25 protein-coding genes are annotated in these 23,530 nt (G+C 75.0%); 11 read left to right on the top strand and 14 right to left on the bottom strand.

The features are described from left to right. Nucleotides 1-38: 38 nt before the first annotated feature. The 4 genes from QSK52_RS00875 to QSK52_RS00860 all read left to right on the top strand — a co-directional run bounded on the left by QSK52_RS00875 (nt 39) and on the right by QSK52_RS00860 (nt 3,318). Nucleotides 39-257: a hypothetical protein gene (locus tag QSK52_RS00875; RefSeq protein ID WP_285732333.1), complete on the top strand. Its 219-nt coding sequence runs from the start codon at nt 39-41 to the stop codon at nt 255-257. A 145-nt stretch (nt 258-402) separates the two neighbouring features. Beyond that, nucleotides 403-1,362 carry an ROK family protein gene (locus QSK52_RS00870; protein ID WP_285732331.1) on the top strand — a complete coding sequence of 320 codons (960 nt, stop codon included), beginning with the start codon at nt 403-405 and terminating at the stop codon, nt 1,360-1,362. Nucleotides 1,363-1,665: 303 nt separating this feature from the next. Further along, entirely contained in the window at nt 1,666-2,493 is an 828-nt protein-coding gene (locus QSK52_RS00865; protein ID WP_285732329.1) for a helix-turn-helix domain-containing protein, read from the top strand. A gap of 60 nt (nt 2,494-2,553) precedes the next feature. Beyond that, nucleotides 2,554-3,318, top strand: coding sequence for a class I SAM-dependent methyltransferase (locus QSK52_RS00860; RefSeq protein WP_285732327.1), 765 nt, complete (start codon nt 2,554-2,556; stop codon nt 3,316-3,318). A gap of 92 nt (nt 3,319-3,410) precedes the next feature. On the opposite strand, the gene QSK52_RS00855 is transcribed toward QSK52_RS00860, so the two are convergent. The 5 genes from QSK52_RS00855 to QSK52_RS00835 form a co-directional block, all read right to left on the bottom strand. Next, nucleotides 3,411-4,007, bottom strand: a complete 597-nt coding sequence (locus QSK52_RS00855) for an NADPH-dependent F420 reductase (RefSeq protein WP_285732325.1) — start codon at nt 4,005-4,007, stop codon at nt 3,411-3,413. Nucleotides 4,008-4,049: 42 nt separating this feature from the next. Next, nucleotides 4,050-4,883, bottom strand: a complete 834-nt coding sequence (locus QSK52_RS00850; protein WP_285732324.1) for an inositol monophosphatase family protein — start codon at nt 4,881-4,883, stop codon at nt 4,050-4,052. Nucleotides 4,884-5,131: 248 nt separating this feature from the next. After that, nucleotides 5,132-6,052: a LysR family transcriptional regulator gene (locus QSK52_RS00845; RefSeq protein ID WP_285732323.1), complete on the bottom strand. Its 921-nt coding sequence runs from the start codon at nt 6,050-6,052 to the stop codon at nt 5,132-5,134. Nucleotides 6,053-6,147: 95 nt separating this feature from the next. After that, nucleotides 6,148-7,140 carry a YdcF family protein gene (locus QSK52_RS00840; RefSeq protein WP_285732322.1) on the bottom strand — a complete coding sequence of 331 codons (993 nt, stop codon included), beginning with the start codon at nt 7,138-7,140 and terminating at the stop codon, nt 6,148-6,150. Between the two features lie 72 nt (nt 7,141-7,212). Beyond that, nucleotides 7,213-9,276, bottom strand: a complete 2,064-nt coding sequence (locus QSK52_RS00835) for an MDR family MFS transporter (protein ID WP_285732319.1) — start codon at nt 9,274-9,276, stop codon at nt 7,213-7,215. 110 nt (nt 9,277-9,386) lie between these two features. Between QSK52_RS00835 and QSK52_RS00830 the strand changes: the two genes are divergently transcribed. Together QSK52_RS00830 and QSK52_RS00825 are read left to right on the top strand one after the other, a co-directional pair. Beyond that, nucleotides 9,387-9,914 carry a SigE family RNA polymerase sigma factor gene (locus QSK52_RS00830; RefSeq protein ID WP_285732317.1) on the top strand — a complete coding sequence of 176 codons (528 nt, stop codon included), beginning with the start codon at nt 9,387-9,389 and terminating at the stop codon, nt 9,912-9,914. Between the two features lie 64 nt (nt 9,915-9,978). Then, nucleotides 9,979-11,199: a hypothetical protein gene (locus tag QSK52_RS00825; RefSeq protein WP_285732315.1), complete on the top strand. Its 1,221-nt coding sequence runs from the start codon at nt 9,979-9,981 to the stop codon at nt 11,197-11,199. Between the two features lie 22 nt (nt 11,200-11,221). Here QSK52_RS00825 and QSK52_RS00820 read toward each other — a convergent pair whose 3' ends face one another. Then, nucleotides 11,222-12,964 carry a serine/threonine-protein kinase gene (locus QSK52_RS00820; protein WP_285732313.1) on the bottom strand — a complete coding sequence of 581 codons (1,743 nt, stop codon included), beginning with the start codon at nt 12,962-12,964 and terminating at the stop codon, nt 11,222-11,224. A 191-nt stretch (nt 12,965-13,155) separates the two neighbouring features. After that, complete coding sequence (locus tag QSK52_RS00815) at nt 13,156-14,085, bottom strand: helix-turn-helix domain-containing protein (RefSeq protein WP_285732311.1); 930 nt, start codon at nt 14,083-14,085, stop codon at nt 13,156-13,158. Between the two features lie 91 nt (nt 14,086-14,176). Here QSK52_RS00815 and QSK52_RS00810 point away from each other — a divergent pair, with 91 nt between their 5' ends. Next, nucleotides 14,177-15,190 carry a LacI family DNA-binding transcriptional regulator gene (locus QSK52_RS00810; protein WP_285732308.1) on the top strand — a complete coding sequence of 338 codons (1,014 nt, stop codon included), beginning with the start codon at nt 14,177-14,179 and terminating at the stop codon, nt 15,188-15,190. Between the two features lie 118 nt (nt 15,191-15,308). On the opposite strand, the gene QSK52_RS00805 is transcribed toward QSK52_RS00810, so the two are convergent. Beyond that, nucleotides 15,309-15,746 carry an ATP-binding protein gene (locus tag QSK52_RS00805; RefSeq protein ID WP_285732306.1) on the bottom strand — a complete coding sequence of 146 codons (438 nt, stop codon included), beginning with the start codon at nt 15,744-15,746 and terminating at the stop codon, nt 15,309-15,311. Between the two features lie 206 nt (nt 15,747-15,952). Here QSK52_RS00805 and QSK52_RS00800 point away from each other — a divergent pair, with 206 nt between their 5' ends. Continuing rightward, nucleotides 15,953-16,123, top strand: a complete 171-nt coding sequence (locus QSK52_RS00800; RefSeq protein ID WP_285732303.1) for a hypothetical protein — start codon at nt 15,953-15,955, stop codon at nt 16,121-16,123. A 220-nt stretch (nt 16,124-16,343) separates the two neighbouring features. After that, nucleotides 16,344-16,823, top strand: coding sequence for a hypothetical protein (locus QSK52_RS00795; RefSeq protein WP_285732301.1), 480 nt, complete (start codon nt 16,344-16,346; stop codon nt 16,821-16,823). Nucleotides 16,824-16,907: 84 nt separating this feature from the next. Here the strand turns inward: QSK52_RS00795 and QSK52_RS00790 are convergent, their stop codons facing one another. Further along, nucleotides 16,908-17,390: an Lrp/AsnC family transcriptional regulator gene (locus tag QSK52_RS00790; protein ID WP_285732299.1), complete on the bottom strand. Its 483-nt coding sequence runs from the start codon at nt 17,388-17,390 to the stop codon at nt 16,908-16,910. A 111-nt stretch (nt 17,391-17,501) separates the two neighbouring features. On the opposite strand from QSK52_RS00790, the gene QSK52_RS00785 reads away from it, so the two are divergent. After that, a complete protein-coding gene (locus QSK52_RS00785; protein WP_285732298.1) occupies nt 17,502-18,653 on the top strand; it encodes a trans-sulfuration enzyme family protein in 1,152 nt (383 codons plus the stop codon). A gap of 5 nt (nt 18,654-18,658) precedes the next feature. On the opposite strand, the gene QSK52_RS00780 is transcribed toward QSK52_RS00785, so the two are convergent. The 5 genes from QSK52_RS00780 to QSK52_RS00760 all read right to left on the bottom strand — a co-directional run bounded on the left by QSK52_RS00780 (nt 18,659) and on the right by QSK52_RS00760 (nt 22,367). After that, a complete protein-coding gene (locus tag QSK52_RS00780; RefSeq protein WP_285732297.1) occupies nt 18,659-19,477 on the bottom strand; it encodes a DUF1028 domain-containing protein in 819 nt (272 codons plus the stop codon). Nucleotides 19,478-19,701: 224 nt separating this feature from the next. Beyond that, nucleotides 19,702-20,013 carry a GNAT family N-acetyltransferase gene (locus QSK52_RS00775; RefSeq protein ID WP_285732296.1) on the bottom strand — a complete coding sequence of 104 codons (312 nt, stop codon included), beginning with the start codon at nt 20,011-20,013 and terminating at the stop codon, nt 19,702-19,704. A gap of 18 nt (nt 20,014-20,031) precedes the next feature. Next, nucleotides 20,032-20,661: an FMN reductase gene (locus QSK52_RS00770; RefSeq protein ID WP_285732295.1), complete on the bottom strand. Its 630-nt coding sequence runs from the start codon at nt 20,659-20,661 to the stop codon at nt 20,032-20,034. Then, nucleotides 20,658-21,749: an LLM class flavin-dependent oxidoreductase gene (locus QSK52_RS00765; protein ID WP_285732294.1), complete on the bottom strand. Its 1,092-nt coding sequence runs from the start codon at nt 21,747-21,749 to the stop codon at nt 20,658-20,660. The genes QSK52_RS00770 and QSK52_RS00765 overlap by 4 nt, the downstream gene beginning before the upstream one ends. 66 nt (nt 21,750-21,815) lie before the next feature. After that, nucleotides 21,816-22,367 carry a PadR family transcriptional regulator gene (locus tag QSK52_RS00760; protein ID WP_285732293.1) on the bottom strand — a complete coding sequence of 184 codons (552 nt, stop codon included), beginning with the start codon at nt 22,365-22,367 and terminating at the stop codon, nt 21,816-21,818. A 273-nt stretch (nt 22,368-22,640) separates the two neighbouring features. Here QSK52_RS00760 and QSK52_RS00755 point away from each other — a divergent pair, with 273 nt between their 5' ends. Next, nucleotides 22,641-23,519: a S1 family peptidase gene (locus QSK52_RS00755; protein ID WP_285732292.1), complete on the top strand. Its 879-nt coding sequence runs from the start codon at nt 22,641-22,643 to the stop codon at nt 23,517-23,519. Nucleotides 23,520-23,530: the final 11 nt, after the last annotated feature.

Genomic DNA, 23,530 nt, shown 5'->3' with positions numbered 1-23,530 from the left:
GGCCACGAGCAGCAGCACGGACGAGAGGGCGACGACCGGTGGAAGAGCCGAAGGCGGCAGGTCAGGGGCACGCATCCGACCCGCAGGAGCGGACCTCGCTGGTGACCGCCCTCGCCGAAGCCGTCCGCGACCGGGACGAGCGGAGCCTGCGCCGCCTCCTGGCCCGCTTCGCCGAACAGGTCACCATCACCGACCTGCACGCCCTGCGCGACGCGCTCGACCCCCGCCGCCGCGGCCGGCGGCCGGACTCCCGGTAGGACCGGACACCACCACCCCGGCCCGCCCCGCCCCGGGCCGCAGCCGTCGGCCCCCGGCCCGCACCAGGCCGCCGACCTGCGGCTTCCGGTAGCCTGATCAGTCCGACAAGTCACCCCGAGTCGGACATGTCAGGAGCTCTGCGCCATGGCCGCCGTTCCGCCCCCGTCGTCCCCCTCCCCCCTGGTGGCCGCCGTCGACCTGGGCGGGACGAAGACCGCCGGTGCGATCGTCACCGGCGACGGCGAGCTGCTGGCCCGTGCCGAGTGCCCGACGGCCGCGGACGGGGACGCCGGGGCGGTGTTCGCGGGCGTCGCCCGAGTGCTGGACGACCTGGCCGGGCACCCGGCCTGGCCCGGCGTCACGGCGGTGGGCGTGGGCAGCGCGGGACCGGTCGACGCCGCGGCGGGCACGGTCTCCCCGGTCAACATCCCCTCCTGGCGCGACTTCCCGCTGGTGCGGCGCATCGCGGAACGGCTCGCGGAGCGGGGCGCGCTGCCGGTGCACCTGCTCGGCGACGGGGTGGCGCTCGCCGAGGCCGAACACTGGCTGGGCGCCGCCGCCGGGTACCGCGACGCGCTGTGCATGGTGGTGTCCACCGGCGTCGGCGGCGGTCTGGTCCTCGACGGCCGGGTGCGCCCGGGTCCGAGCGGCAACGCCGGGCACATCGGCCACGTCAGCGTCCAGTGGGACGGCGACCCCTGCCCCTGCGGCGGACGCGGCTGCCTGGAGGGGCTGGCCAGCGGCCCCGCGATCGTCCGCCACGCCCGCGCGGCCGGCTGGCGCCCCACCGAGGGCGGCCCGCTCACCGCCCGCGCCGTGGCCGACTCCGCCCGCACCGGCGACGGTGCCGCCCTGACCGCCTTCGACCTCGCCGCCCGGGCCCTGGCCGCCGCGATCGCGGGCACCGCCGCCCTGGTCGACCTCCAGGCCGTCGTGATCGGCGGCGGCGTCGCCCAGTCCGGCCCGCTCCTCTTCGACCCCCTCGCCCGCCACCTCACCCACTACGCCGGTCTCCCCTTCACCCGCGGCCTCCACCTCCACCCCGCCCGCTTCGGCCCCGACGCGGGCCTGATCGGCGCAGCGGCGGCCGCCCTCCGCGCATAGGCAGCGCCCCACCGGAGAGCCCCGTCAGAGAGCCCCGCCGGAGAGCCCCGTCAGGGGCTCGGGGAACGGCGAGTCCGAGCTGCTGCCGGCCGGAGCCCATCGATGTGTCCGTGCTGCTTCGGGCCGCCCGAACAGAACCCGAAGCCACCGCACGCAACGGCAGTGCACCCGCAGCAGCCCCGAGCCCGCCGTTCCCCGGGCCCCTGAGGTGCATGCCCGTGTGCCCGACAGTTCCCCGAGCCCCTGAAGACGCGCCCTCCGGGCCCCTGGTCCGTCCCCCCGTGCCTGCCTACCCTGGGAGTCATGCAGCCGCTCGCGCCCTCGGCGCTGTGGGAGATCGCGACGCCGTCGCCGTCCCGGCGGCTGCCCGGGGTGGCGATGGCCGGGTTCCGGGCGCGGGGCGCGGCGGACCTGGGGGTGGTGCCGTTCCCGGCGGTGACCTTGGCGATCGACCTGGGGACGGAGCCGCTGGTGGTCGCGGACGGCGGGCGGGGCGTGCGCGGCAGCGCGGTGGTCGGGCTGTCCGGGGGCGGCCTGCGGGGCGGCGGACGGGACGTGCAGTGCCTACAGGTGCGCCTGTCGCCGGTGGTGGCGCACGCGGTGCTGGGGGGTTTCGCGGTGGAGGGCGGCCCGCTGACCGGGCTGGACGAGGTGTGGGGCCGGGACGCCGTCCGGCTGGAGGAACGGCTGCGGGCGGCGGCCGACTGGGAGGAGCGCTTCGCCCTGGTGGCCCGGGCCCTGGCCGCCCGCCGCACGGAGGGCCGTCCGGTGGATCGGGAAGTGGCTTACGTGTGGGGAGAGTTGGCGCGTTCGCACGGCACGTCGCGGGTGGACGCACTGGCGGCGGAGGTGGGGTGGAGCCGGAAGCGGCTGTGGTCGCGGTTCCGGGCGCAGGTGGGGCTGGCCCCGAAGCAGGCGGCCCGGCTGGTGCGCTTCGACCACGCGGTGCACCGCCTGGCGGCGGGCGGCCACCCGGCGGCCGTCGCGGCGGAGGCGGGCTACGCGGACCAGTCGCACCTGCACCGGGAGGTCGCGGACTTCGCCGGGCTGACGCCGTCCGCGGTGGCCCGCGAGCCGTGGCTGTCGGTGGACGGGGTCGCCTGGTCGGCCCCCGGCTACCTGCACGGTTGACGCACCCCCGCGGAACATTCGTCCAAGACCCGGCCCGGCCCGCACCGCGAGACTGCGGGCATGACCGAGAACCTGTTCACCGCCCTGTCCCGGTACGGCGTCGACGCGCCCGGTTTCGTCGCCTCGACCTCCGCCCTCGGTGCGGCCTGCACGCTCGCGGCCGCCGCCCGCCCCTTCCGCGGCCGGACGGCGGTGGCCGCGCTGGGGGCGGGGCTGCTGGTGCAGGCGGGGATGTACCTGCACACCACGCTGCACGGCAAACTCCGGGTCTGGGAGCGCGAGTTGGACGCCCTGCAGCTGCGCGGCGACGAACGGCTGCTGGATCTGGGCTGCGGCCGCGGCGCGGTGCTGATCGGCGCGGCCCGGCGGCTGCCGCGCGGCCGGGCGGTCGGGGTGGACCTGTGGGCGACGAAGGACCAGAGCGGCAACACCCCGGCCGCGACCCTGGCCAACGCCACCGCGGCGGGCGTCCGGGACCGGATCGAGGTGCACACCGCCGACATCACCGAACTGCCCTTCCCCGACGGGGACTTCGACCTGGTCACCTCCGCCCTGGTGATCCACAACATCCCCACGGCGCCGGCCCGTCTGCGCGCCGTGGACGAGGCCCTGCGCGTCCTGCGCCCGGGCGGCCGGCTGCTGCTCGCCGACATCACCCCGATGGTCCGCCGCTACGCCGCCCACCTGGGCACGGGCACCGTCCGCGACCTGGGCCCGGCGTACTGGTACGGCGGCCCGTGGCTGCCGGTGTCGATGCTGGAGCTGCGCAAGGCCGACGAGGGGCTCTCCGGGGTGCGGAGCGGGATCGACGGCCCGTCGGGGTGATCAGGCGGTGTGGTGTCCGGATATCCGCGTGTTCACGTCCCGCCGCCCGGCACCGCGCGGTCGCCGTCCTCCGGCGGAACCGCCCCGGGCCCTCAGCGGCTGATCGAGAGGGCGAAGGGCGTGAATCCGCTGGTCCGGATGACGTGCGGGACGAACAGGACCGCGGCCTCCGTGGCGCGGGCGGTCTCGATCCCGCCGAGGTCCGTGATCCACTCCTGCTGCCAGCCGAGGTCGGCGAGCAGTTCGCGGACGGTCTGCTTGGCGTGCGGGTCGTCGCCGGAGAGGAAGGCGGTCGGCGTCCGGGCGAGGGCGGCGGGCGCGGTCATCACGGGAAAGAGCATCGTGTTGAGGGTCTTGACGACGCGCGTTCCGGGGAGTGCTTCCTGGAGTTGCTCGGCCAGGCTCGAACCGGGGTAGATCAGGTCGGCGGGCAGCCCGTCCGGTCCGTCGAGGGTCGCGTTGGAGACGTCGACGAGGATCTTGCCGGCCAGTTCGGTCCGCAGGTCCGCGAGGCGTTCCAGGGATCCGGCGCCCGGGGTGGCGTTGATGACGATCCGTGCCGACCTGGCGGCGTCGGCGGCGGCGCCCGGCGCGCGGTCCACCGCGGTGACGTGGTGGCCCGCGCGGGTGAGGGCCTGGGCGAGGTTGCCGCCGACGCGGCCGTTCCCGAGGACTGCGATCGTGGTCATGTCGTGCTGTTCCTTCCGTGGGGTGCGGTCTGTGACGGCCGGTCAGCGGGAGAGCGTGGCGACGGCCTGGGTGTGGACGCCGGGCGCGGCGGCCAGGAAGCCGTCGCTCTGCGGGGTCCAGGGGCGGCCCTCGGCGTCGGTGATCCGTCCGCCGGCCTCGGTGACGAGCAGCGCACCGGGCAGCAGGTCCGCGCGGGCGCCGGCGAACTGCCAGAAGGCGTCGATCCGGCCGGCCGCCACGTTCAACAGGTGCAGGGTCGCGGGCACGGAGGTGCGCACCACGAGCGCGTCGGAGAGCATCGCGGTGATGGAGGAGCCGATGCGCCGCACGACCTCCTCGTCCTCGTCCGGCCGGGCCTGGCTGGTGGCCACCAGGCCCAGGCCGAGGTCCGTGGTCGGGGAGACGTGCAGGGGCCGGCCGTCGAGGTGGGCGCCGGCGCCGGTGAGCGCGGTGTAGGTCTCACCGGTCAGCGGCAGGTGGACCGCGGTGAGCACCGGCCGGTTGTCGCGGACGAGAGTGGCGGTCACCGCCCACTCCGGCAGGGCGTGCAGGTGGTTGACGTTGCCCTCCGCCGGGTCCACGACCCACCACTCGCCGGACGGCAGCGCCCCGCCGTCCAACTCGTCCTCCACCCAGCCGGCGTTCGGGCGCAGCCCCGTGAGGGCGGGGCGCAGGATGTCGAGGGCCGCTTCGTCGTTGGCGGCGAGCGCGCTCATCAGCTCCTCGCGGGTGCGGTGGGCGACCACGTCGCCGAACCGCTCCCGCAGCACGGCACCCGCCGCGCGCACGGCGTCGGCGGTCCGCGCGAGCAGGTCGGTGTCGGACGCGGGGCCGGCGGGCGCGGCGACTTCAGTCGCCCGGAGGGTTTCGGACATGGTGGTGCTCCCGTCTGAGGAGGGGGTGGTCAGGCGGACCGGCGAAACCGTGTTCCCTTCGCGCCTGCATTTCGAAGGTAGAAGAGCCGGTCATTAACCTCAAGTGCATGTAACGCACGCCTGGAATGACTCTCGCGCAATTGAAATTGCCGCCCCCTCGCCGCACCCGGCGAGCTGCCGGGGAGAGGGGTCACCGGGTCGGACCGTCCGGCATCCGGCGTCGCCGGGCCCGTCGCCCGGGCGGGACGCTACTGGTCGGAGGCGTCCGGCGCGGTGAACAGGCCCTGGAGGGTGTGGGTCGCCAGGTCGAGCAGCCAGGTGTGGGCCGGGTCGTCGTCGTAGCGCTGGTGCCAGAGCAGGTGGAGGGGCACGGGCGGCAGGTCGAACGGCAGCGGCAGCGTGGTCAGACCCAGCTGCTCGCGGGCGGAGCGGGTGACCGCGTCGGGGAGGGTGACCACGACGTCGGCGTCCCGGGCGAGCTGCAGGGCGGTGTCCGTCGCGGGGGCGGAGACGACGACGCGGCGCTCGTGCCCGAGGGCGGCCACGACGTCGTCGACCCGGTCGCGCAGGCTTCCGCGCCGGGAGACGGTCACGTGGTCGGCCGCCGCGTACCGCTCGACGGTCAGCGGCCCTTCGGTGAGCGGATGCCCCGCCCGGACGGCGAGGATGATCCGGTCCCGGCCGATGAGGCGGTGACGGATGTCGGGCTGGAGCGGCGGTCCGGCGCTGGAGGCCACGTCGACCTCACCGCGGCGCAGCTCGGGGGTGTCGTGGCCGGGCTCGACCGTGAGGCGGATCCTCACCTTCGGGGCCTGGCGGCGGACCGCGGCGACGAGGGCGCTCCCGCAGGCGGTGGTGAGGGCGTCGTGCAGGCGCACGGTGAACACCCGCTCCAGGCCCGCCAGGTCGAGGTCCGTGCGGGAGGACAGCAACTGGTGGGCCTGCTGCACCAGGACGTGGACCTCGGTGCGCATGGCCAGCGCGCGAGGGGTGGGCGTCATGTGGCGTCCGGTGCGCACCAGGATCTGGTCACCGGTGGCCTTGCGGATGCGGCCCAGCGAGCGGCTCATCGCCGGCGCGGTGACGTGGAGCCGCTCCGCGGCCCCGGCCACGCTGCCCTCTTCCAGCAGCGCGTCCAGGGCGGTGAGCAGGTTCAGGTCCAACTGCATGGCGGCAACTATAGGAGTGACGACCGTGCACTCGTCGTTCACGGCGGGACTCGTCCTCACCGCAACGGCGCTAAGGAGCGATCGGGGTCGGCGGTTCAGAGGCTCAGCGACTCCAGCACCAGCAGCGCGCCCACCGCGAGGTTGGCCCAGCGGTAGATGACGAGCACGGCGACGAACTCGCGGATGGTGGCGCTGGGCCAGAAGTACGCGGCGGTGGGCGAGCCGACGACGTGGCCGCGGACGCCCTCGCGGCGGGCGAAGACGGCGGCGCGGAAGGCGTGGAAGTTGTTGGTGACGACGACGCAGCGGTAGTCGGGGTCGGCGGCGGCCATGATCGCGTGGCTGAAGCGGAGGTTCTCCTCGGTGGTGCGGGAGCGGTCCTCGCGGACGATCCGGTCGGCGGGGAAGCCGCGTTCGACCAGGTAGTCGGCCATCGCCTGGGCCTCGGGGAGCTGCTCGTCGGAGCCCTTGCCGCCGGAGGCCAGCAGCAGCGGGGAGCGGCCGCGGTCGACCTGCCGGTCGTACAGGCGGCGGCCGCGCTCCAGGCGGCTGGCGAGCAGCGGCGGGACGCGGCTGCCGTCGAGCAGGCCGGTGCCGAGGACGACCACGTAGTCGACGTCCTCGCGGGGGGTGAGGCGGCCGTAGAGGTAGGCGTAGCCGACGAAGCAGGCGAACAGGAAGGAGAGGTAGCAGGCGAGCACGAAGACGGTCCGGGCGACCACCACCAGCGCCTCGGAGTCGGCCCGGGTCGCGGCCAGCAGCAGGGCGATGACGGCCAGGATGCCGAGTCCGCACAGCAGGGCGAGCAGGTTGCCGAGGCTGCGGCCCTCCTTGCGGAGCATCTTGAGGCCGTTGGCGACGAGCAGCCCGGCCAGCACCACGCTGCCCAGCGCGGGGACGAGCACCACGACGACCAGGACGGTCTCGGCGGCGGCCGAGTCGGCCCGGTGGAGGGTGCCGAGCAGGGCGAGGGCGAACAGGGCGACGGCGAGTCCGAGGCAGACGGCGTTGCCGAAGCGCCGCCGGTCGCGCAGCACGCCGACGCCGAACAGCAGGAGGAAGAGGAGCGCGAGGGCGTACAGGAGCATGGGGGAAGCCTAGGAGAGGACGCCCCGCCCCGCCGCGGTTCGACGGGGCGGGGCGGGGCGGGTGACGCGGGGTCAGCGGCGGCCGGAGAGGACGCCGCCCTTCTCCGGGAGGCCCTCGGCGAGGTCCTCGGCGATCATGCGCTTGGCGATGGCGTCGGCGGCGGCGCGCAGTTCGGCGCTGCGCGGGCGGCCGCGGTCCTCCTCCAGGCGGTGGTTGAGCCAGTCGGACCAGGCGCGGGTGATGGTCGCGGCCTCCCGGGAGCCCGCCTCGGTGTGCTGGTAGAAGCCGTTGTGGGCCTCCAGGAAGCCTTCGACGACCATCCGGTCGAAGACCGGCTGGAGGACCTCCGGGGGGATCCGGCGGCGGGCGGCGATCAGGTTGAGGCTGGCGTGGCCGACAGTGCGGGTGAAGAGCTCGACCTGCATGACGGCCCAGGAGCCGGCCACGTCGAGCCGGGTGCCGGAGGTGTTGACGACCTGTCGGGCGGTGTCGAGCCCGGCGGTGCCGAGGAGTTTGGCGACGGCGAGTTCGAGGACCTTGGCGGAGTCGCCGGAGGACGGCTGGGCGAAGCCCTCGCCCATGTCGGAGGAGCTGGCCCGGGCCGAGTCGCGGAGCTTGACCTGCTTGAGGAAGAGCGCGACGACGAAGCCGACCACGGCGACCGGGACGGTCCACAGGAAGACGGTGTGCAGCGAGTCGGCGTACGCCTGGATGACCGGCGCGGCCTGCTCGGGGGGCAGTTGGTGGACGCCGTGCGGGCTCTGCGCGGCGGCGGCGAGCTGCTGCGGGTCGGCGCCGGTGGCCCGGGCGGTCTCGGCGACGGCGGCGGTCAGGTTGGTCTTCAGCGAGTTGGCGTAGATGGTGCCGAAGACGGCGGTGCCGAACGAGGAGCCGAGGGTGCGGAAGAAGGTGACGCCGGAGGTGGCGGTGCCCAGGTCGGCGTAGTCGACGGTGTTCTGCACGGCGATGGTGAGCACCTGCATGCACAGGCCGATGCCGGTGCCGAGCACGAACATGTAGATGCTGGCGAGCCAGGCGCTGGTGCCGACGTCCAGCAGCGAGAGCAGGTAGAGGCCGACGCCCATCACCACCGAGCCGATGATCGGGAAGAGCCGGTACTTGCCGGTCTTGGAGACCACGTTGCCGGAGAAGATCGAGGCGATCAGCAGGCCGAGCACCATCGGCAGGGTGCGCACGCCGGAGACGGTCGCCGAGTCGCCGTCGACGTACTGCAGGAAGGTCGGCAGGAAGGTCAGCGCGCCGAGCATGGCGAAGCCGACGATGAAGCTGAGGATCGAGCAGACGGTGAACACCTGGTTGCGGAACAGCCGCATCGGCAGGGTGGGCTGGGCGGCCCGGGTCTCTGCCCAGCAGAACAGGGCGAGCGCGACGACGCCGGCCACGAACAGGCCGATGATCACGGGCGAGCCCCAGGCGTACTCGTTGCCGCCCCAACTGGTGGCCAGGATCAGGGCGCTGGCGCCGATCGCGACCAGGGTGATGCCCAGGTAGTCGATGACCGGGCGGACGCCGGACCTGACCACCGGGATGTTCCGGGCCGCGGCGAAGACCACCACGATCGCGATCGGCACGTTGACGTAGAACGCCCAGCGCCAGGACAGGTGGTCGGTGAACAGGCCGCCGAGCAGCGGGCCGACCACGGTGGCCACGCCGAAGACCGCGCCGATCGCGCCCTGGTACTTGCCGCGCTCGCGCAGCGGGATGACGTCGGCGATCAGCGCCATCGAGGTGACCATCAGGCCGCCCGCGCCGACGCCCTGGACGGCCCGCCAGACGATCAGCAGCAGCATGTTGGTGGACAGGCCGCACAGGAAGGAGCCGAGGATGAAGACGATCGCGGAGACCTGGAAGACCACCTTGCGGCCGAACAGGTCGCCCATCTTGCCGACCAGCGCGGTGGTGACGGTCTCCGCGAGCAGGTAGGAGGTCACCACCCAGGACATGTGGGAGGCCCCGCCGAGGTCGGCCACGATGGTGGGCAGCGCGGTGCCGACGATGGTCTGGTCGAGTGCGGCCAGCAGCATGCCCAGCATGATGGTGCCGAACACGACGTTCCGCTGCCGCCGGTCGAGGACGGGCGGGGCTGCCTGGCTGACTTCGCTGGAGGTGGTCACCCTGGCATCGTCACATTTCGCCCGGTTCCGACCGATCCGACACCCCGACCGGCCGGTGCATGATCAGCCGATGGTGCGACAAGAAGACGGGGCCGTCGCGTTAGAGGGGCATGGAGAGCCCGACGAAGACCGGCACCGACAGCGGCCCCCTGGAGTTCCGGGAATTCGCCGCCGGCCGGTCCCGCCACCTGGTCCGCACCGCGTACCTGCTGACCGGTGGCGACGCCCACCTCGCCGAGGACCTCGCCCAGGAGGCGCTCGGCAAGCTGTACGCCGGTTGGCGCCGGGTCTCCCGGATGGAGAACCCGGCCGGGTACGCCCGCACCGTCCTGGTCAACACCTTCCTCAGCCACCGGCGCCGGCGCAGCAGCAGCGAGCACGTCACCGACACCTTCGTCGAGGCCCCCGGGCCCGGGGACGACCCCGCGCTGCGCGTCGCCCTGCTCGGCGCGCTCGCCGAACTCCCGCAGCAGGACCGGGCGGTGCTCATCCTGCGGTACTGGGAGGACCTCGGCGTCGAGGAGACCGCCGCCGCGCTGCGACTGACCCCCAGCGCCGTCCGCTCGCGCGCCTCCCGGGCCCTGGCGCGGCTGCGCGCCCGCCTCGGCGACCAGCTCGACGACCTCGCCCGGCCCTGAGCACCGCCCCCGCGCCCCGCCCCCGCGCTCCCGCCCCTTCCCGTCGCACGCCACGGAGTCCGCCATGCCCTCGCCCTCGCCCTCGCCCTCGCCCTCCGAAGAAGACTTCGCCCGCGCCCTGCGGGCCGGTGCCGAACTGGCGCCCCTGGTGCCCACCGAGGAGTTCGCCCTGGGCGCCGAGCGCCGCGGCCGCCGCCGCGTGCTGCGCCGCCGGGCGGGCCTCGCCGCGACGGCGGCCCTGGTCGCCGCCGCCGGGCTCGTCCCCGCCCTGCTGCCCGACCGGGCCGGGCCCTCCGGCCGCGCCCCGGCCTCGGCGCCGCCCCGGGTCGACGGCGCGTTCATGCTCGACACCCTGACCGCGATGCTGCCCGCGGGCGGCACCGTCAGCGACGGGCAGGGCGCCGGACCGGACCAGGACGGGCCCGGCCAGGCCCCGCAGGCGTTCCTGGACTACGACGACGGCCACGGCGGCAAGGCCCGGCTCCTGCTCACCACCGACCTGGTGGCCACGCCCGTCACCACCGACGCGCAGCGCCTGCTCTGCTACGAGCCGATCGTCCCCGGCAACGCCACCTGCGACCCCGCCGCCCGGCCGGACGGCTCGTACCTGCTGACCAGCGGCTACGGCGGCCCCGGCAGCGACACGCACAGCCTGGACGTGACGTACACCCTGCCCGACGGCCGCCAGGTGGCCGTCCAGGAGGTCGCCGCCGACCGGAACGTCCAGCAACTACCGCTGGACAGGGCCAAGTTGACCGAGATCGTGACCGCCCCGCAGTGGCAGTGGGTGTTCGGCTCGCTGGGCCCCGTCCCCTCCCGGCCCCCGGCCCGGCCCGCCCCCGGCGGGGAGCGGATGCTCGCCGCCCTGACCCCGCTGCTGCACGGCGCCCACCTGGACACCAGTCGCACCGGCACCGACCTGCCCGGCCGGATCCGGGTCGACGTCACGGTGAACGGCCGCACCAGCGTCCTGCTGCTCGGCGTCACCCCCGGCTGGCGGCGCAGCTACCCGACCGACCCGGCCGCCGCCTTCCCCACCGCCCACCGCGACGTCGACCGCCTGCCCGACGGCACCATGGTCAGCGCCACCCTGCTCGGCACCGCCCCGGGTACCGCCGACGGCGGCGGCTACCTCGCCGACGCCCTGCTCCCCGACGGCACCCGGGTGAACGTCCGCCTGTGGAACTCCACCACCGGTCGCGACGGGGAACGGCCCGGCGAACCCGTCCTCACCCTCGACCAGTTGTCCGCCCTGGTCACCGATCGGGTCTGGACGACGATCTGAACCGCCCCGCCCTCCGGCCCCGTCAGGAGTTGCGCTGGAGGTCGCCGGTGAAGCCCTGCTGGACGAAGTGCAGCGAGCCGTCCTTGTTCGGGGTGAGGACGCCGTCGCCGGTGAGCGGGGTGCAGCCCGCGCTGACGGTGCCGGTGACGGTCCGGGCGGTCAGCCGGGTCCTGGTCGCGGAGACCAGCGACGCCTCGTTGGTGCACATCACCTGGCCGGTGCCCAGGCCGCCGTCGGTCTCCACGTAGGCGATCGAGTCGCCGACCGCGCCCTGGTGGACGGTGAACCGCATGACGATCTGCAGCCCGTTGCCCCCCGAGCTGATCGTCCCCTCGAAGGTGCCCAGGAACGCGTCCGCGACCGCGTCGCCGCCCTGCTGCTCCGCCGAGGGCGAGGGCGAGGGCGGGGCCTCGGCCTTCTTGCTGTCGTGCCCGGCCGGCGTGGGGCTCGCCGGTCCGTCGCTCTTCCCGGTGGCCGGGGCCGCCGTCACGGTCGGCTTGTCCGTCGCCTCCCCCGACCCGCCCGGCCCGCCCGTCGCGAGCCACACCCCCAGCCCCGCCAGCACCGCCGCGACCACCCCGGTGGCCACCAGCGGCCCCGCCCGCCGCTTCGACGGCTGCTGCACCACGGGGTACGGGTACGCGCCCGGCGGCGTCTGCCCGGCGTACGGGTTCGCGCCCGGGGCCGGGTACGCACCCGCGGGCGTCCGCCCGGCGTACGGGTCCGGCGGCGGGCCGAAGGACGGCGGCGCCGGGTACGGGGCGGTGGGGGCGGTCGGCGGGGCCTGCGGGGCCTGGGTCGGGGCCTGCGGGGTCGGGGCGGCCAGGACGGTCGGCGGGGGCGGCTGCACCGGGTCGGGCCGCGACTCCAGGTCCAGCAGCGCGACGGCCATCCGCGCCACCTCCTCCGAGACCGCGCCCGGCAGCCAGCCCCGCTCGCCGAGCCTGGTCAGCCCCGCGGCGCTCCGCGCCAGCCGCTCCCGGACCTCCGCCGGGGTCGGCCTGCGCTCCGGCTCCTTGTCCAGGCACGCCCGCACCAGGCCCAGCAGGTCGCCGTCCAGGCCGCCGAGCTCCGGCTCCTCGTGGACGATCCGGTAGAGCAGCCCGGCCGCGCTGTCCTGCTCGCCGAACGGGGCCCGGCCGGTCGCGGCGAAGGCCAGCACCGCGCCGAGCCCGAACACGTCGCCCGCCGGGCCGGACGGGCGTCCCCTGGCCTGCTCCGGCGACATGAACCCCGGCGAACCCACCACGTACCCGGAGCGGGTCAGCGCGGAGGTCGCGTCCAGCGCGCGGGAGATGCCGAAGTCGATCAGCCGCGGCCCGTCCAGCGCCAGCAGCACGTTCGACGGCTTGACGTCCCGGTGCACCAGTCCCAGCGCGTGCACCGCCTCCAGCGCGTCGGCCAGGCCCGTGCCCAACGCCCGCACCGTGTCCGGCGGCAGGGGGCCGAACCGGTGCACCGCCTCCGTCAACGAGGGCCCGGCGACGTACCCCGTGGCCACCCACGGCTGCGGCCCCTCGGTGTCCGCGTCCAGCACCGGCGCGGTCCACCGCCCGCCGACCCGCTGCGCCGCCGCCACCTCCTGCCGGAACCGCTGCCGGAACTCCCGGTCCGCGGCGAACTCCTGGCGGACCGTCTTCACCGCCACCGTCCGGCCGCCCGCCGTCCGCCCGAGGAACACCTCCCCCATCCCACCGGCCCCCAGCCGCCCCACCAGCCGGTACGGCCCGACGACCTGCGGATCGCCCTCGCCGAGACTCTCCAACGTTCCGCGCTCCTAGACTGCTCGCCGCCCACCGGGACGTGCCCCGACAGCACGCACGGGATCTTCACGAGGCACCATAGGGCCTCCACCGCACCCCCCGTCACCGGTCGACCCGTTCCGGACCGGATCGGAACCTGACGGTTACTCGGCAACAGCCCACCACCCCCGAAGGCCCCCACCGGAGGCGCCCCTCACCCCGCCGAAAGCCCCTCCCCCGCCGTCCCCCGGACCGCCGCGCGGAAGGCGGTCGGAGTGGTGCCCGTGCGCTGGTGGAAGAACTTGGCGAAGTTGGCCGCGTCGGCGAAGCCCAGGTGGTCGGCGATGCGGGCGGCGGAGCTCTCGCTGTGGGCGAGCAGGCGCTTGGCCTCCAGGACGACGCGGCGGTCGACGAACTCCTTGGCGCCGACGCCCGCGGCGGCGAGGGTCGCACGGGAGAGGGTGCGCGGGGAGTAGCCGAGGTACTTCGCGTAGTCCTCGACCCGCCGGGTGCGGGTGAAGTGGTGCTCGACGGCCTGCCGGAAGCGCCGGTAGGTCTCGCCGGGTTCGGCCGCCGCGCTGCCGCACGGCGCGGGCGGGTTGGCGAGCCTGAGCAGGAGCGCGGCGAGCAGGTGCCGGAGCAGCGCGTGGTGGATCTCGGCGGGCAGGTCCGCGCCGGAGGCGTACTCGCGGTGGAGGTGCCGCACCGCGTGCCCGAGCGCTTCGCGTTCCGGCCCGTCGGTGTGCAGGACCGCGGCGGCGAAGGGGTCGTCGAGCCGGGCGGCGGCCACCGTCGCGGGGTCGGGGAAGCCGGGTTCGAACAGCACCAGGAGGCCGTCCGCACCGTCGAGCTCGCCCCACTGCTGGACCTGTCCGGGCCGGACCCAGAGCCAGCTGCCGGGTTCGACGGTGTGGGCGGTGAAGTCGACGGTGTGGTGCAGGGTGCCGCGGTCGAGGGTGAGCAGGTGGTGGAAGGCGGGGCGCTGCGGCCGGTGGAAGTCGCCGTTCGCGGCCGTCGCGGCGGCCCGGCGGGCGCGGAGTTCGGCGAGCGTCATGACTTCGACGCCGACCGGTCCGCCGGGTGGCGCGGTGAACGGGACCTCGGGGATCGCCGTCCCGGACGCCTGGGGTTCGTTCGCTCGCATCGTCACCACATCCGCTGTCAGGCTACCTCCGGTTGATCTTCCGCCGGGAGGACGGTTGTACGGTCAACAGCACCAGGCGGAGGGAGTCGGGATGGAGCGGCGGCCGACCTTGCACGACGTGGCGGGCGAGGCGGGGGTGAGCGCGAAGACGGTGTCGCGGGTGCTGAACGGGGACGGGCCGGTGGCGGCGGCGACCCGGGAGCGGGTGCTGGCGGCGGTGGGGCGGCTGGGGTTCCGGCCGAACCTGATGGCGCGCAGCATCCGCACCGGCGGGCCGGACTCGACGGTCGGGCTGGTGCTGCCGGACCTGGGCAACCCGTTCTTCGGGGCGCTGGCGGGCGGGGCGGAGGGGGCGCTGCGCGGGCGCGGGCTGACGGTGCTGCTGGGGTGCTCGGGCGGGGACGCGGCGCGCGAGGCGGAGGTGGTGGGGGCGTTCCTGGCCCGGCGGACGAGTGCGCTGCTGGTGGTGCCCTCGGGCGGCGGCGGGGAGACCGCGGCGGCGGCGCGGGCGGCGGGAGTGCCGCTGGTGTACCTGGACCGGCCGGGGCCGGGGGCGGACTGCGTGGTGTCCTCGAACCGGGCGGGGGCCCGGGAGGGGGTGGCGCACCTGCTGGGGGCGGGGCACCGGCGGGTGGGGTTCCTGGGCGACCTGCCCGCGTCGCTGTACACCCGGCGGGAGCGGCTGGCGGGCTGGCGGGAGGCGCTGGCGGCGGCGGGTCTGCCCGCCCCGGCGGAGCTGGTGGCGGGGGCGCGGACGGTCGCGGAGGCGGAGCGGGCGGCGCTGGCGCTGCTGGCCCTGCCGGAGCCCCCGACGGCGCTGTTCGCGTCGAACGTGATCGCGGCGACGGGCGCCCTGCTGGCCCTGGGCCGCTCGGGGCGGCGGGACGTGGCGCTGCTGTCCTTCGACGACCTGCCGCTGGCGGAGGTGCTGGACCCGCCGCTGTCGGCCGTCGCCCAGGCCCCGGCGCTGCTGGGCGCCACGGCGGCCAGGCTGGCGCTGGCCCGGCTGGACGGGGACGGCACGCCGCCGCGCACGGAGACCGTCCCGACCCGGCTGGTGCTGCGGACGCGGACGGGAGAGGCACGTCCGCCTTATTGCGAGTAACTTGCAATAACACTTCCTGTGCAGCAGAGTGGAGGCTGCGGGGTCGTCCGACGATCGTCTTCCCAACCGGCGTCCGCCGGGACGCGGCGCCGGCCCCGCGCCAGTCGCCCTCCACCCCTCAGGGTTCCAGCGGCAGCCGCACCAGCATGGTCTTGCCGCCGCCGTCCTCGTCGGCCACGGTCTCCGTGCCGCCGCCCGCCAGCGCGGCCAGCTCGTGCACCAGGGACAGGCCCCAGCCGCCGCTGCCGTCCTGGTGCGGCACCTCGGGGGGCCGCGGACAGTGCGGGTGGCGGTCGTGCACCCGGATCGTCAGTTCGCCTGCGCAGAAGTCGAGTTGGAGCGTGGTGCGGGGTGATCGTGGGGCCGCGTGGCGGACCGCGTTGGTGACCAGTTCGCTGACCACCAGCAGCACCGTGTCGGTCAGTGGGTGGTCCGCGTCCATTCCGCGGGCGGCCAGTTCGGTCCGCACTCCGCGGCGCGCCTCGGGCACGGACGCGGGGACGGTCGCCAGGCTCAGGCAGTAGCGCACGGTCTGGGGTGGGTCCGCGACAGCCATGGTCGGTCCCTTCACGAACGGGGGCGACCGGGCGGGAGCGGGAGGGCGCCGTCGTCCGGCCGCGTCGGGGCTCGGCAGCCCTGCCCCGTCCGAAGGAACCGGACAGATTACCGATACTCAGTACGGTAAGGCCGAACGGCCCCTCTTGCGGCGGCGGATGCTGGACAGTGGCCACAACTCGCCATGCCGGTCCCATCCCGGGGATCATGTCCGACGACCTGCTGGAACCCCTCGGCCTGGGTCCGCTGGAGAGCGCCCTGCACCTGCGGGTGCCGGCCGCCCCGCGCTCCGCCTCCGCCCGGCCGGCCGAGTCGGTGGACGCCGCCCCCAGCGCCCTGCGCACCGCCCTGCACCGGCTGGTGCCGCCGGACTGGTGACCGGGCTCGCGGGCAGCCCGACCCTCCCCCAGTCCCGAGGGGGCTGGGAGGTGCCCCCTCACCGCCGCCCCGCCGGAGGTCGCGGTGGACGCACTGGCCGCCCGGTGCCAGCAGGAACTGGACCAACTACCGGTGTGAGTGCGGGAGTTGGCGCTCCCCTGCGCCGACCTCGGGCCGTCCGTCTCCAGCAAGGGGGCACCTCCCGGCCGAAGGCTGGGGGATGGTCGAACCGGTCGAGGGCCAGGACGCCCTGCGGCACCGCGCCGAACAGCTCCAGCTCGGCGCCCAGCAGGAGATCCTGGCGATCGACTGCCCGCCGTACTTCGACAGCCCGACCGACAACCCGATCGAGTTCCACCTGCTCGCCCGGGGCGTGGAGTGCCGGGTGCTGCACGACGCGCCGGGCCTGGAGAGCTCCGACAGGCGGGAGTTCGTGCTGCGCTGCGTGGACGCCGGGGAGCAGGCCCGCAGCCTGCCCTCGGTGCGGATGAAGATGCTGGTCGCGGACCGGCGCTGCGCGATGGTCCCGCTGAGCTTCGAGGCCACCGAGTCGACCGCCGCGCTGTGGATCCGCCCCTCGCCGCTGCTGACCGCCCTGGTCACCTGCTTCGACCTGCTGCGGGAGCGCGCCACCCGCTGGCCGCCGACCGGCCGAGCGACGAACTGGACGACAAGGAACGGGAGTTGCTCGCCCAGCTGATGGGCGAGCTGAACGCCCGGACCCGCTTCCAGGCCGGGCTTCAGGTCGCCAAGCGCGGCTGTCTGTAGGAGGGTTGGTGCTCCGTCAGATGTCCGGGCCGCCGCCCGGGACGCGCTCGAACACCAGGTTGGTGCGGGTCTGCGCGACCGCCGGGTGGGTCGTCAGGTGGTCGACCACGAAGCAGCGCAGCGCCTCCGGGTCGGCCACCGCCACGTGCAGCAGGTAGTCGTCGCTGCCCGCCATGTGGAACACCGCCAGCACGCCCGGCAGTTCGGGAGCCGCGGCCCGGAAGCTGCCGTTCTGCTCCCGGGTGTGCGCCCGCAGCCGCACCGAGATCATCGCCTGCAGCGGCAGCCCGACCGAGGGCAGGTCCACCTCCGCGTGGTAGCCCGCGATCACCCCGCGCTCGCGCAGCGCCCGCACCCGCGCCAGGCAGGTGGACGGGGCGACCCCGACCTGCTCCGCCAGCGCGTTGTTGGGCGTCCGGGCGTTCACCAGCAGCGCCCGGACGATCGCCCGGTCGACGGCGTCGAGCTCCGCCGCACGGGCCCGTGGAATGTTCGGCACGCCCTCAGCGTGGCCGTCCGCGCCGAACATTCGCAAGAGGGCACCCGTCCGGGCCGAATCATCTGCCGCCGCCCTGGCCATTCGACGCTTTCAACTTCACCATCAACGGCCATGAGCCGACTCGACACCCGGGCCGTGCACGCCGGCCGCGACGACCTCGCCCGCCTCGGCGCGCACGTCCCCCCGCTCGACCTGTCCACCACCTACCCGGTACCGGACCTCTCCACCGGCGGCGACGCCTACCAGGCACTGGCCACCGGCGAACGGCCGCCCGCCGACGGCGGCCTGGTCTACCAGCGGCTGTGGAACCCCACCGTCGCCCGCTTCGAACAGGCCCTCGCCGAGCTGGAGGGCTGCGCCGAGGCGGTGGCCTTCTCCTCCGGCATGGCCGCGCTCTCCGCCTGCCTGCTCGCCGCCGCCGCGGACGGCCGACGGCACGTGGTCGCGCTGCGCCCGCTGTACGGCGGCTCCGACCACCTGCTGGACTCCGGCCTGCTCGGCACCGAGGTCACCTGGGCCGCCCCCGACACCCTGGCCGCCGCCCTGCGCCCGGACACCGGGCTCGTCCTGGTCGAGACCCCCGGCAACCCCACCCTCGACCTGCTCGACCTGGCCGCCGTCGCCGAACGCTGCGGCGGGGTGCCGCTGCTGGTCGACAACACCTTCGCCACCCCCGTCCTGCAGCGGCCCGCCGCGTTCGGCGCCACCCTGGTGCTGCACTCCGCGACCAAGTCGATCGGCGGCCACGGCGACGTGCTCGCCGGAGCGGTCGCCTGCACCCCCGACTGGGCGCGCCGGCTGCGCCGGGTCCGGGCCGTCACCGGCGCGGTCCTGCACCCGCTGGCCGGCTACCTGCTGCACCGCGGCCTGCAGACCCTGCCGCTGCGGGTGCGCGCCGCGTCCGCCTCCGCCGCCCGGATCGCCGACTGGCTGGCCGACCAGCCCGGGGTCGCCGCCGTGCACTACCCCGGTCGCTCCGGCTCGCCGCTGCTCGGGCGCCAACTCCTCGGCGGCGGAAGCACCCTGGCCTTCGAGACCACCGGCGGCTTCGAGCACGCCGCGGCGGTCGCCGAACGCTGCGAGCTGATCACCCACGCGGTCTCGCTCGGCGGCGTCGACACCCTGATCCAGCACCCCGCCTCGCTCACCCACCGCCCGGTCGCCGCCGCCCACAAGCCGGCCCCGGCCCTGCTGCGGCTGTCCGTCGGGCTGGAGGACCCGGACGACCTGATCGCCGACCTGGCCAAGGCCCTGCTGCGGTAGCCGCCTCAGCCCGCCGCCCTGGAGGCTGCCGTCCGCAGGTGGTCGAGGACCACCGGGTCGATCCGTCCCGCGGCGAGACGGCCCTCCAGGTTCTCCACCCCCGCCCAGCGCTCCAGCGAGTCGTACCCCAGCGCACCGAGCAGGTCCCGCACCTCGGACGCGAGTTCCCCCTCCAGCGGCAGCAACTGCGCCGGGTCCGAAGCCCCGTGCAGCACCTCGTGGACGGCCAGCAGCCGGTGCAGCTCGGCGACCGGCTCCGGGTGGTCGTCCACCCGGAGGTCGTAGGCGGTGTCGCCCCAGCCGCCGACCCCCCGCCCCGGCTCCACCGCGTACAGCGCGGCGCTCTGCCGCCCGCGGGCGTCCCCGCCCGCCGCGTCGCCCGCCGCGAGGGCGGCCACCAGTCTTTCTGCGAAGGGGAGTCGAGCGGAAGCCAGCCAGGCCGCCTGCATGTCCCGCACCACTTCGGGCCCGGTGAGGATGTTCCCCTGGATCGCGTACCCGTCCCCCGCGACGCCCCCGGCCCACGGCAGGCACTCCGCCCCCGTGTACGTCACCCCGTCCCCCGCGGGCCCGACCACCCCCACCTGCCGGTGCGCCCGCCCCTCGTCCGCCGCGAGCAGCGCCGCCACCGTCCCGGCCGCCCCGACCCCGCTGCGCAGCACCGCCATCCCCTGCGGCCGGTACGCGACGTTGGCCCACGCCTGCGTCGCCACCGCGCCCACGCCGGCCTCGGCCGCGGGCACCAGCGCCCCGACCGACAGGAACTTGCTCGCCACGGCGACACCGAACGCGGTGCCCTGTCGGGCCACGATGGAGAACGTCACGACCGGCGACGATAGCCCCCACCGGGCCGTTCGTCCACGCCCCGCACCAACCCGGCAAGGAGCGGCAAAGCGGGACCGGGGGCGCGGGAACTGCGCGCGGCGGAAGGCACACGTCAGCAAGATCGCCGGATGGTGCAAGCTCTCGTCCTGCCTCGCGATCCGGCTGTGCGTGCCCGCTCGGCCGCGCAGTTCCCCGCGCCCCCGGCTTCGCCCCTGCGGGCGTCTCAGAGGTCGAACTTGGCCCGCTTCCCCTCCGGCACCAGCTCCACGTACTCCGGGTGCTTGGCGATCCAGCCGCGGATGAACGGGCAGTACGGCAGGACGCTCGCGCCGCGCTCGCGGACGGTGTCCAGCGCGGCGCGGGCCAGCTTGCCGCCGAGGCCCTGCCCCTCGAAGGCGGGGTCGATGACGGTGTGCACGAAGGCCACGGTGCGCCCCTCGTCGCGGAGTTGGTACTCGGCGAAGCCGGCGGGTCCGGCGTCGGTGCTGATCTCGAACCGGGACTGCTCGGCGTTGTCGTGGACCTGGGGTTCCATCGTGGTGACTCCTCGGTGTCAGTGGGCGCGCAGCGCCGCGAGTTGCTGGGCGAAGGGGACGACCTGCTCGGGCTCGGCCGTCCGGGCGCGGGGGGCGGCGGGGCGGCCGGCCAGGCTCTCGGCGAGTTCGCCCGCCGCGCGGGCGATCCGTCCGGCGAGCGAGCCGTCGGCGCCGTTCGCGCCCCAGTCCTCGGAGGCGGCGAAGACCGCGGTGGGGACGACCACGGCGCGCAGGTAGGCGAACAGCGGTCGCATCGCGTGCTCGAGGGCGAGGCTGTGCCGGGCGGTGCCGCCGGTGGCGGCGACCAGCACGGGCTTGCCGGTCAGCGCGTCCCTGTCGAGCACGTCCACGAAGGACTTGAACAGTCCGCTGTAGGAGGCGGAGAAGATCGGCGTGACGGCGATGATCCCGTCCGCCTCCTCCACCGCCCGGACGGCGTCGCGCAGGGCGGGCGGCGGGAAGCCGGTGACCAGGTTGTCGGCGACGTCGCGGGCGAGCTCGCGCAGTTCGACGACCCGGACGTCCACCTCCCGCCCGGTTTCGCGCAGGTCGCGGGCGGTGGCCTCGGCGAGGCGGTCGGCGAGCAGCCGGGTGGAGGAGGGGACGCTGAGCCCGGCCGTCACCACGACGAGCTTGAGGGCGCTCACTTCGACGCCACCTCCGTCTCCTTGGCGGCCACCCGCGCGGCGTGGGTGGGCCCGTCCGGCACCTCGGCCGGGCGGTTCTTGGCGAACTCGGCGCGCAGCACCGGGACGACCTCCTCGCCGAGCAGGTCGAGCTGTTCCAGGACGGTCTTGAGCGGGAGCCCGGCGTGGTCCATCAGGAAGAGCTGGCGCTGGTAGTCGCCGAAGGTGTCGCGGAAGGCGAGCGTCTTCTCGATGACCTCCTGCGGGCTGCCGACGGTGAGCGGGGTCTGCGCGGTGAACTCCTCCAGCGAGGGGCCGTGGCCGTAGACCGGGGCGTTGTCGAAGTACGGGCGGAACTCGCGGACGGCGTCCTGGGAGTTCTTCCGCATGAAGACCTGGCCGCCGAGGCCGACGATCGCCTGCTCGGGGGTGCCGTGGCCGTAGTGGGCGTAGCGCTCCCGGTAGAGCTCGATCAGCCGCTGGAAGTGCTCCTTGGGCCAGAAGATGTTGTTGGCGAAGAAGCCGTCGCCGTAGTAGGCGGCCTGTTCGGCGATCTCGGGGCTGCGGATGGAGCCGTGCCAGACGAACGGCGGGGTGTCGTCGAGCGGGCGCGGGGTGGAGGTGAAGGACTGCAGGGGGGTGCGGAAGCGGCCCTGCCAGTCGACGTTCTCCTCGCGCCAGAGCTGGTGCAGCAGCGCGTAGTTCTCGACGGCGAGCGGGATGCCCTGGCGGATGTCCTTGCCGAACCAGGGGTAGACCGGGCCGGTGTTGCCGCGGCCCATCATCACGTCGACCCGGCCCTCGGCGAGGTGCTGGAGCATCGCGAAGTCCTCGGCGATCTTCACCGGGTCGTTGGTGGTGATCAGCGTGGTCGAGGTGGAGAGGATCAGCTTCTCCGTGCGGGCCGCGACGTAGCCGAGCATGGTGGTGGGCGAGGACGGGACGAACGGCGGGTTGTGGTGCTCGCCGGTGGCGAACACGTCGAGCCCGACCTCCTCGGCCTTGAGCGCGATGGCCACCATGGCCTTGATCCGCTCGTGCTCGGTCGGGGTCCGCCCGTTGGTGGGGTCGGTGGTCACGTCGCCGACGCTGAAGATGCCGAACTGCACCGCTCTCAACTCCTTCGAGGTTGATTCAACATTCAACCACTCGCGACAACGGCACGCCACCCGCCCCTATTCCCGCCCCTCCTCCACCGCCCCTTCCGCCGTCTCCCCCAGCGCCTCGTCCAGCCACGCCAGCCAGAACGACTCCAGCTGGATGCCGCCGCGCAGCACCAGGTGCTGCAGCCGGTTCTCCCCGGCCGCGGCCTCCGGCGGGAAGTCCCGCCGCTCGATCTCCAGGTACTCGGCGAGCTGCGCCCGGTGCAGTTCGCGGTGCCGGGCCAGCTCCTCCCCCAGCCCGTCCAGGCCCAGCACGGCGGCGGCCCGCAGCCGCAGCAGCAGCGGGTCGCGGACGGGCTTCGGGTCCTGCGGCAGGGCGGCCCACCGGGCCAGCTCGGCCCGCCCGTCCGGCAGCACCTCGTACTCCTTGCGCTGCCCGCGCCCCGCCCCCGGCCCCGACGCCCGGACCAGGCCCGCGCGCTCCAGGCGCCCGAGCTCGCGGTAGATCTGCTGGTGGGTGGCCGACCAGAAGAAGCCGATCGACCGGTCGAACCGCCGGGTCAACTCCAGCCCCGAGGACGGCTTCTCCAGCAGGGCGGTGAGGATCGCGTGCGGCAGTGACATGCGGCCGATCGTACGGGCAGGCCGGGCCCCGGCGGGGCGCTGACCTGTGACGTCGGCTCAGGAGGTGGGCCGCGCACCGGCGTTGCCGACCGACCGGTCGGATGGGAAAGCGCTTACGGGGTCTTGCGCAGCTCCGCCTGGCGTCCGCATACTCCCGGATAGCGCCTGTCAGGGTCAGATCAAGCGCCGGGCCACGAGCCGGTGCCGACCTCCCCTGCCCGCGCCTCACGGCCCCTACCCCAGGGCCTCTCCCACTCCCCCAGGAGGAGATCTGTGAGGACCACGCGCACCACCGACCGCCCGCGCCGCACCGGCGTCCGCCTGCTCGCCGTCGCCGCCGCCCTCGCCGCGGCGACCGCCCTCGCGGTGCCCGCCGCCGGGGCCGCCACCGCGGCGCCGGACGCCACCGCCGCCCTGGCCCGGGTCAGCGACTCGGTCGAGCTCAGCGGCGTCAACGGCATCGCCTGGCACACCGATCCGGCCTCCGGGAAGGTCGTGGTGACGGCCGACAGCACCGTCACCCCGGCCGCGCTGGCCCGCCTCACCGCGGCCGCCGGGGCGGACTCCGCCCGCCTGAAGGTCGAGCGCACCCCCGGCACCTTCAGCCCGAAGCTGTCCGCGGGCGCCGCGATCTACGGCGGCGGCTACCGCTGCTCGCTGGGCTTCAACGTGGTCAAGGGCAGCACGTACTACTTCCTGACCGCCGGGCACTGCGGCAACATCGCGAGCACCTGGTACACCAACTCCGGCCAGACCACGGTGGCCGGCACCACCGCCGGGTCCAGCTTCCCCGGCAACGACTACGCCCTGGTCCGCTACACCAACACCTCGCTCAGCCACCCGGGCGGCTTCACCGCCGCCAACGCGTACGTCGGCGAGGCCGTCAAGCGCACCGGCTCGACCACCGGCACCCACAGCGGCAAGGTCACCGCCCTGAACGCCACCGTCCGCTACTCCGACGGCGGCACCGTCAGCGGCCTGATCCAGACCACCGTCTGCGCCGAGGGCGGCGACTCCGGCGGCCCGCTGTACGACGGCACCAAGGCCCTGGGCCTGACCTCCGGCGGCAGCGGCAACTGCACCACCGGCGGCACCACCTTCTTCCAGCCGGTCACCGAGGCCCTCTCCGCGTACGGGGTCTCGCTCTACTGAGGACCGCGGGG

The sequence above is a fragment of the Kitasatospora phosalacinea genome (genome assembly GCF_030268885.1).
In the GTDB taxonomy this organism is placed as follows: domain Bacteria; phylum Actinomycetota; class Actinomycetes; order Streptomycetales; family Streptomycetaceae; genus Kitasatospora; species Kitasatospora phosalacinea_C.
Note: the sequence above shows the minus strand (reverse complement) of the source record. Positions and strands in the feature narration are given on the sequence as shown.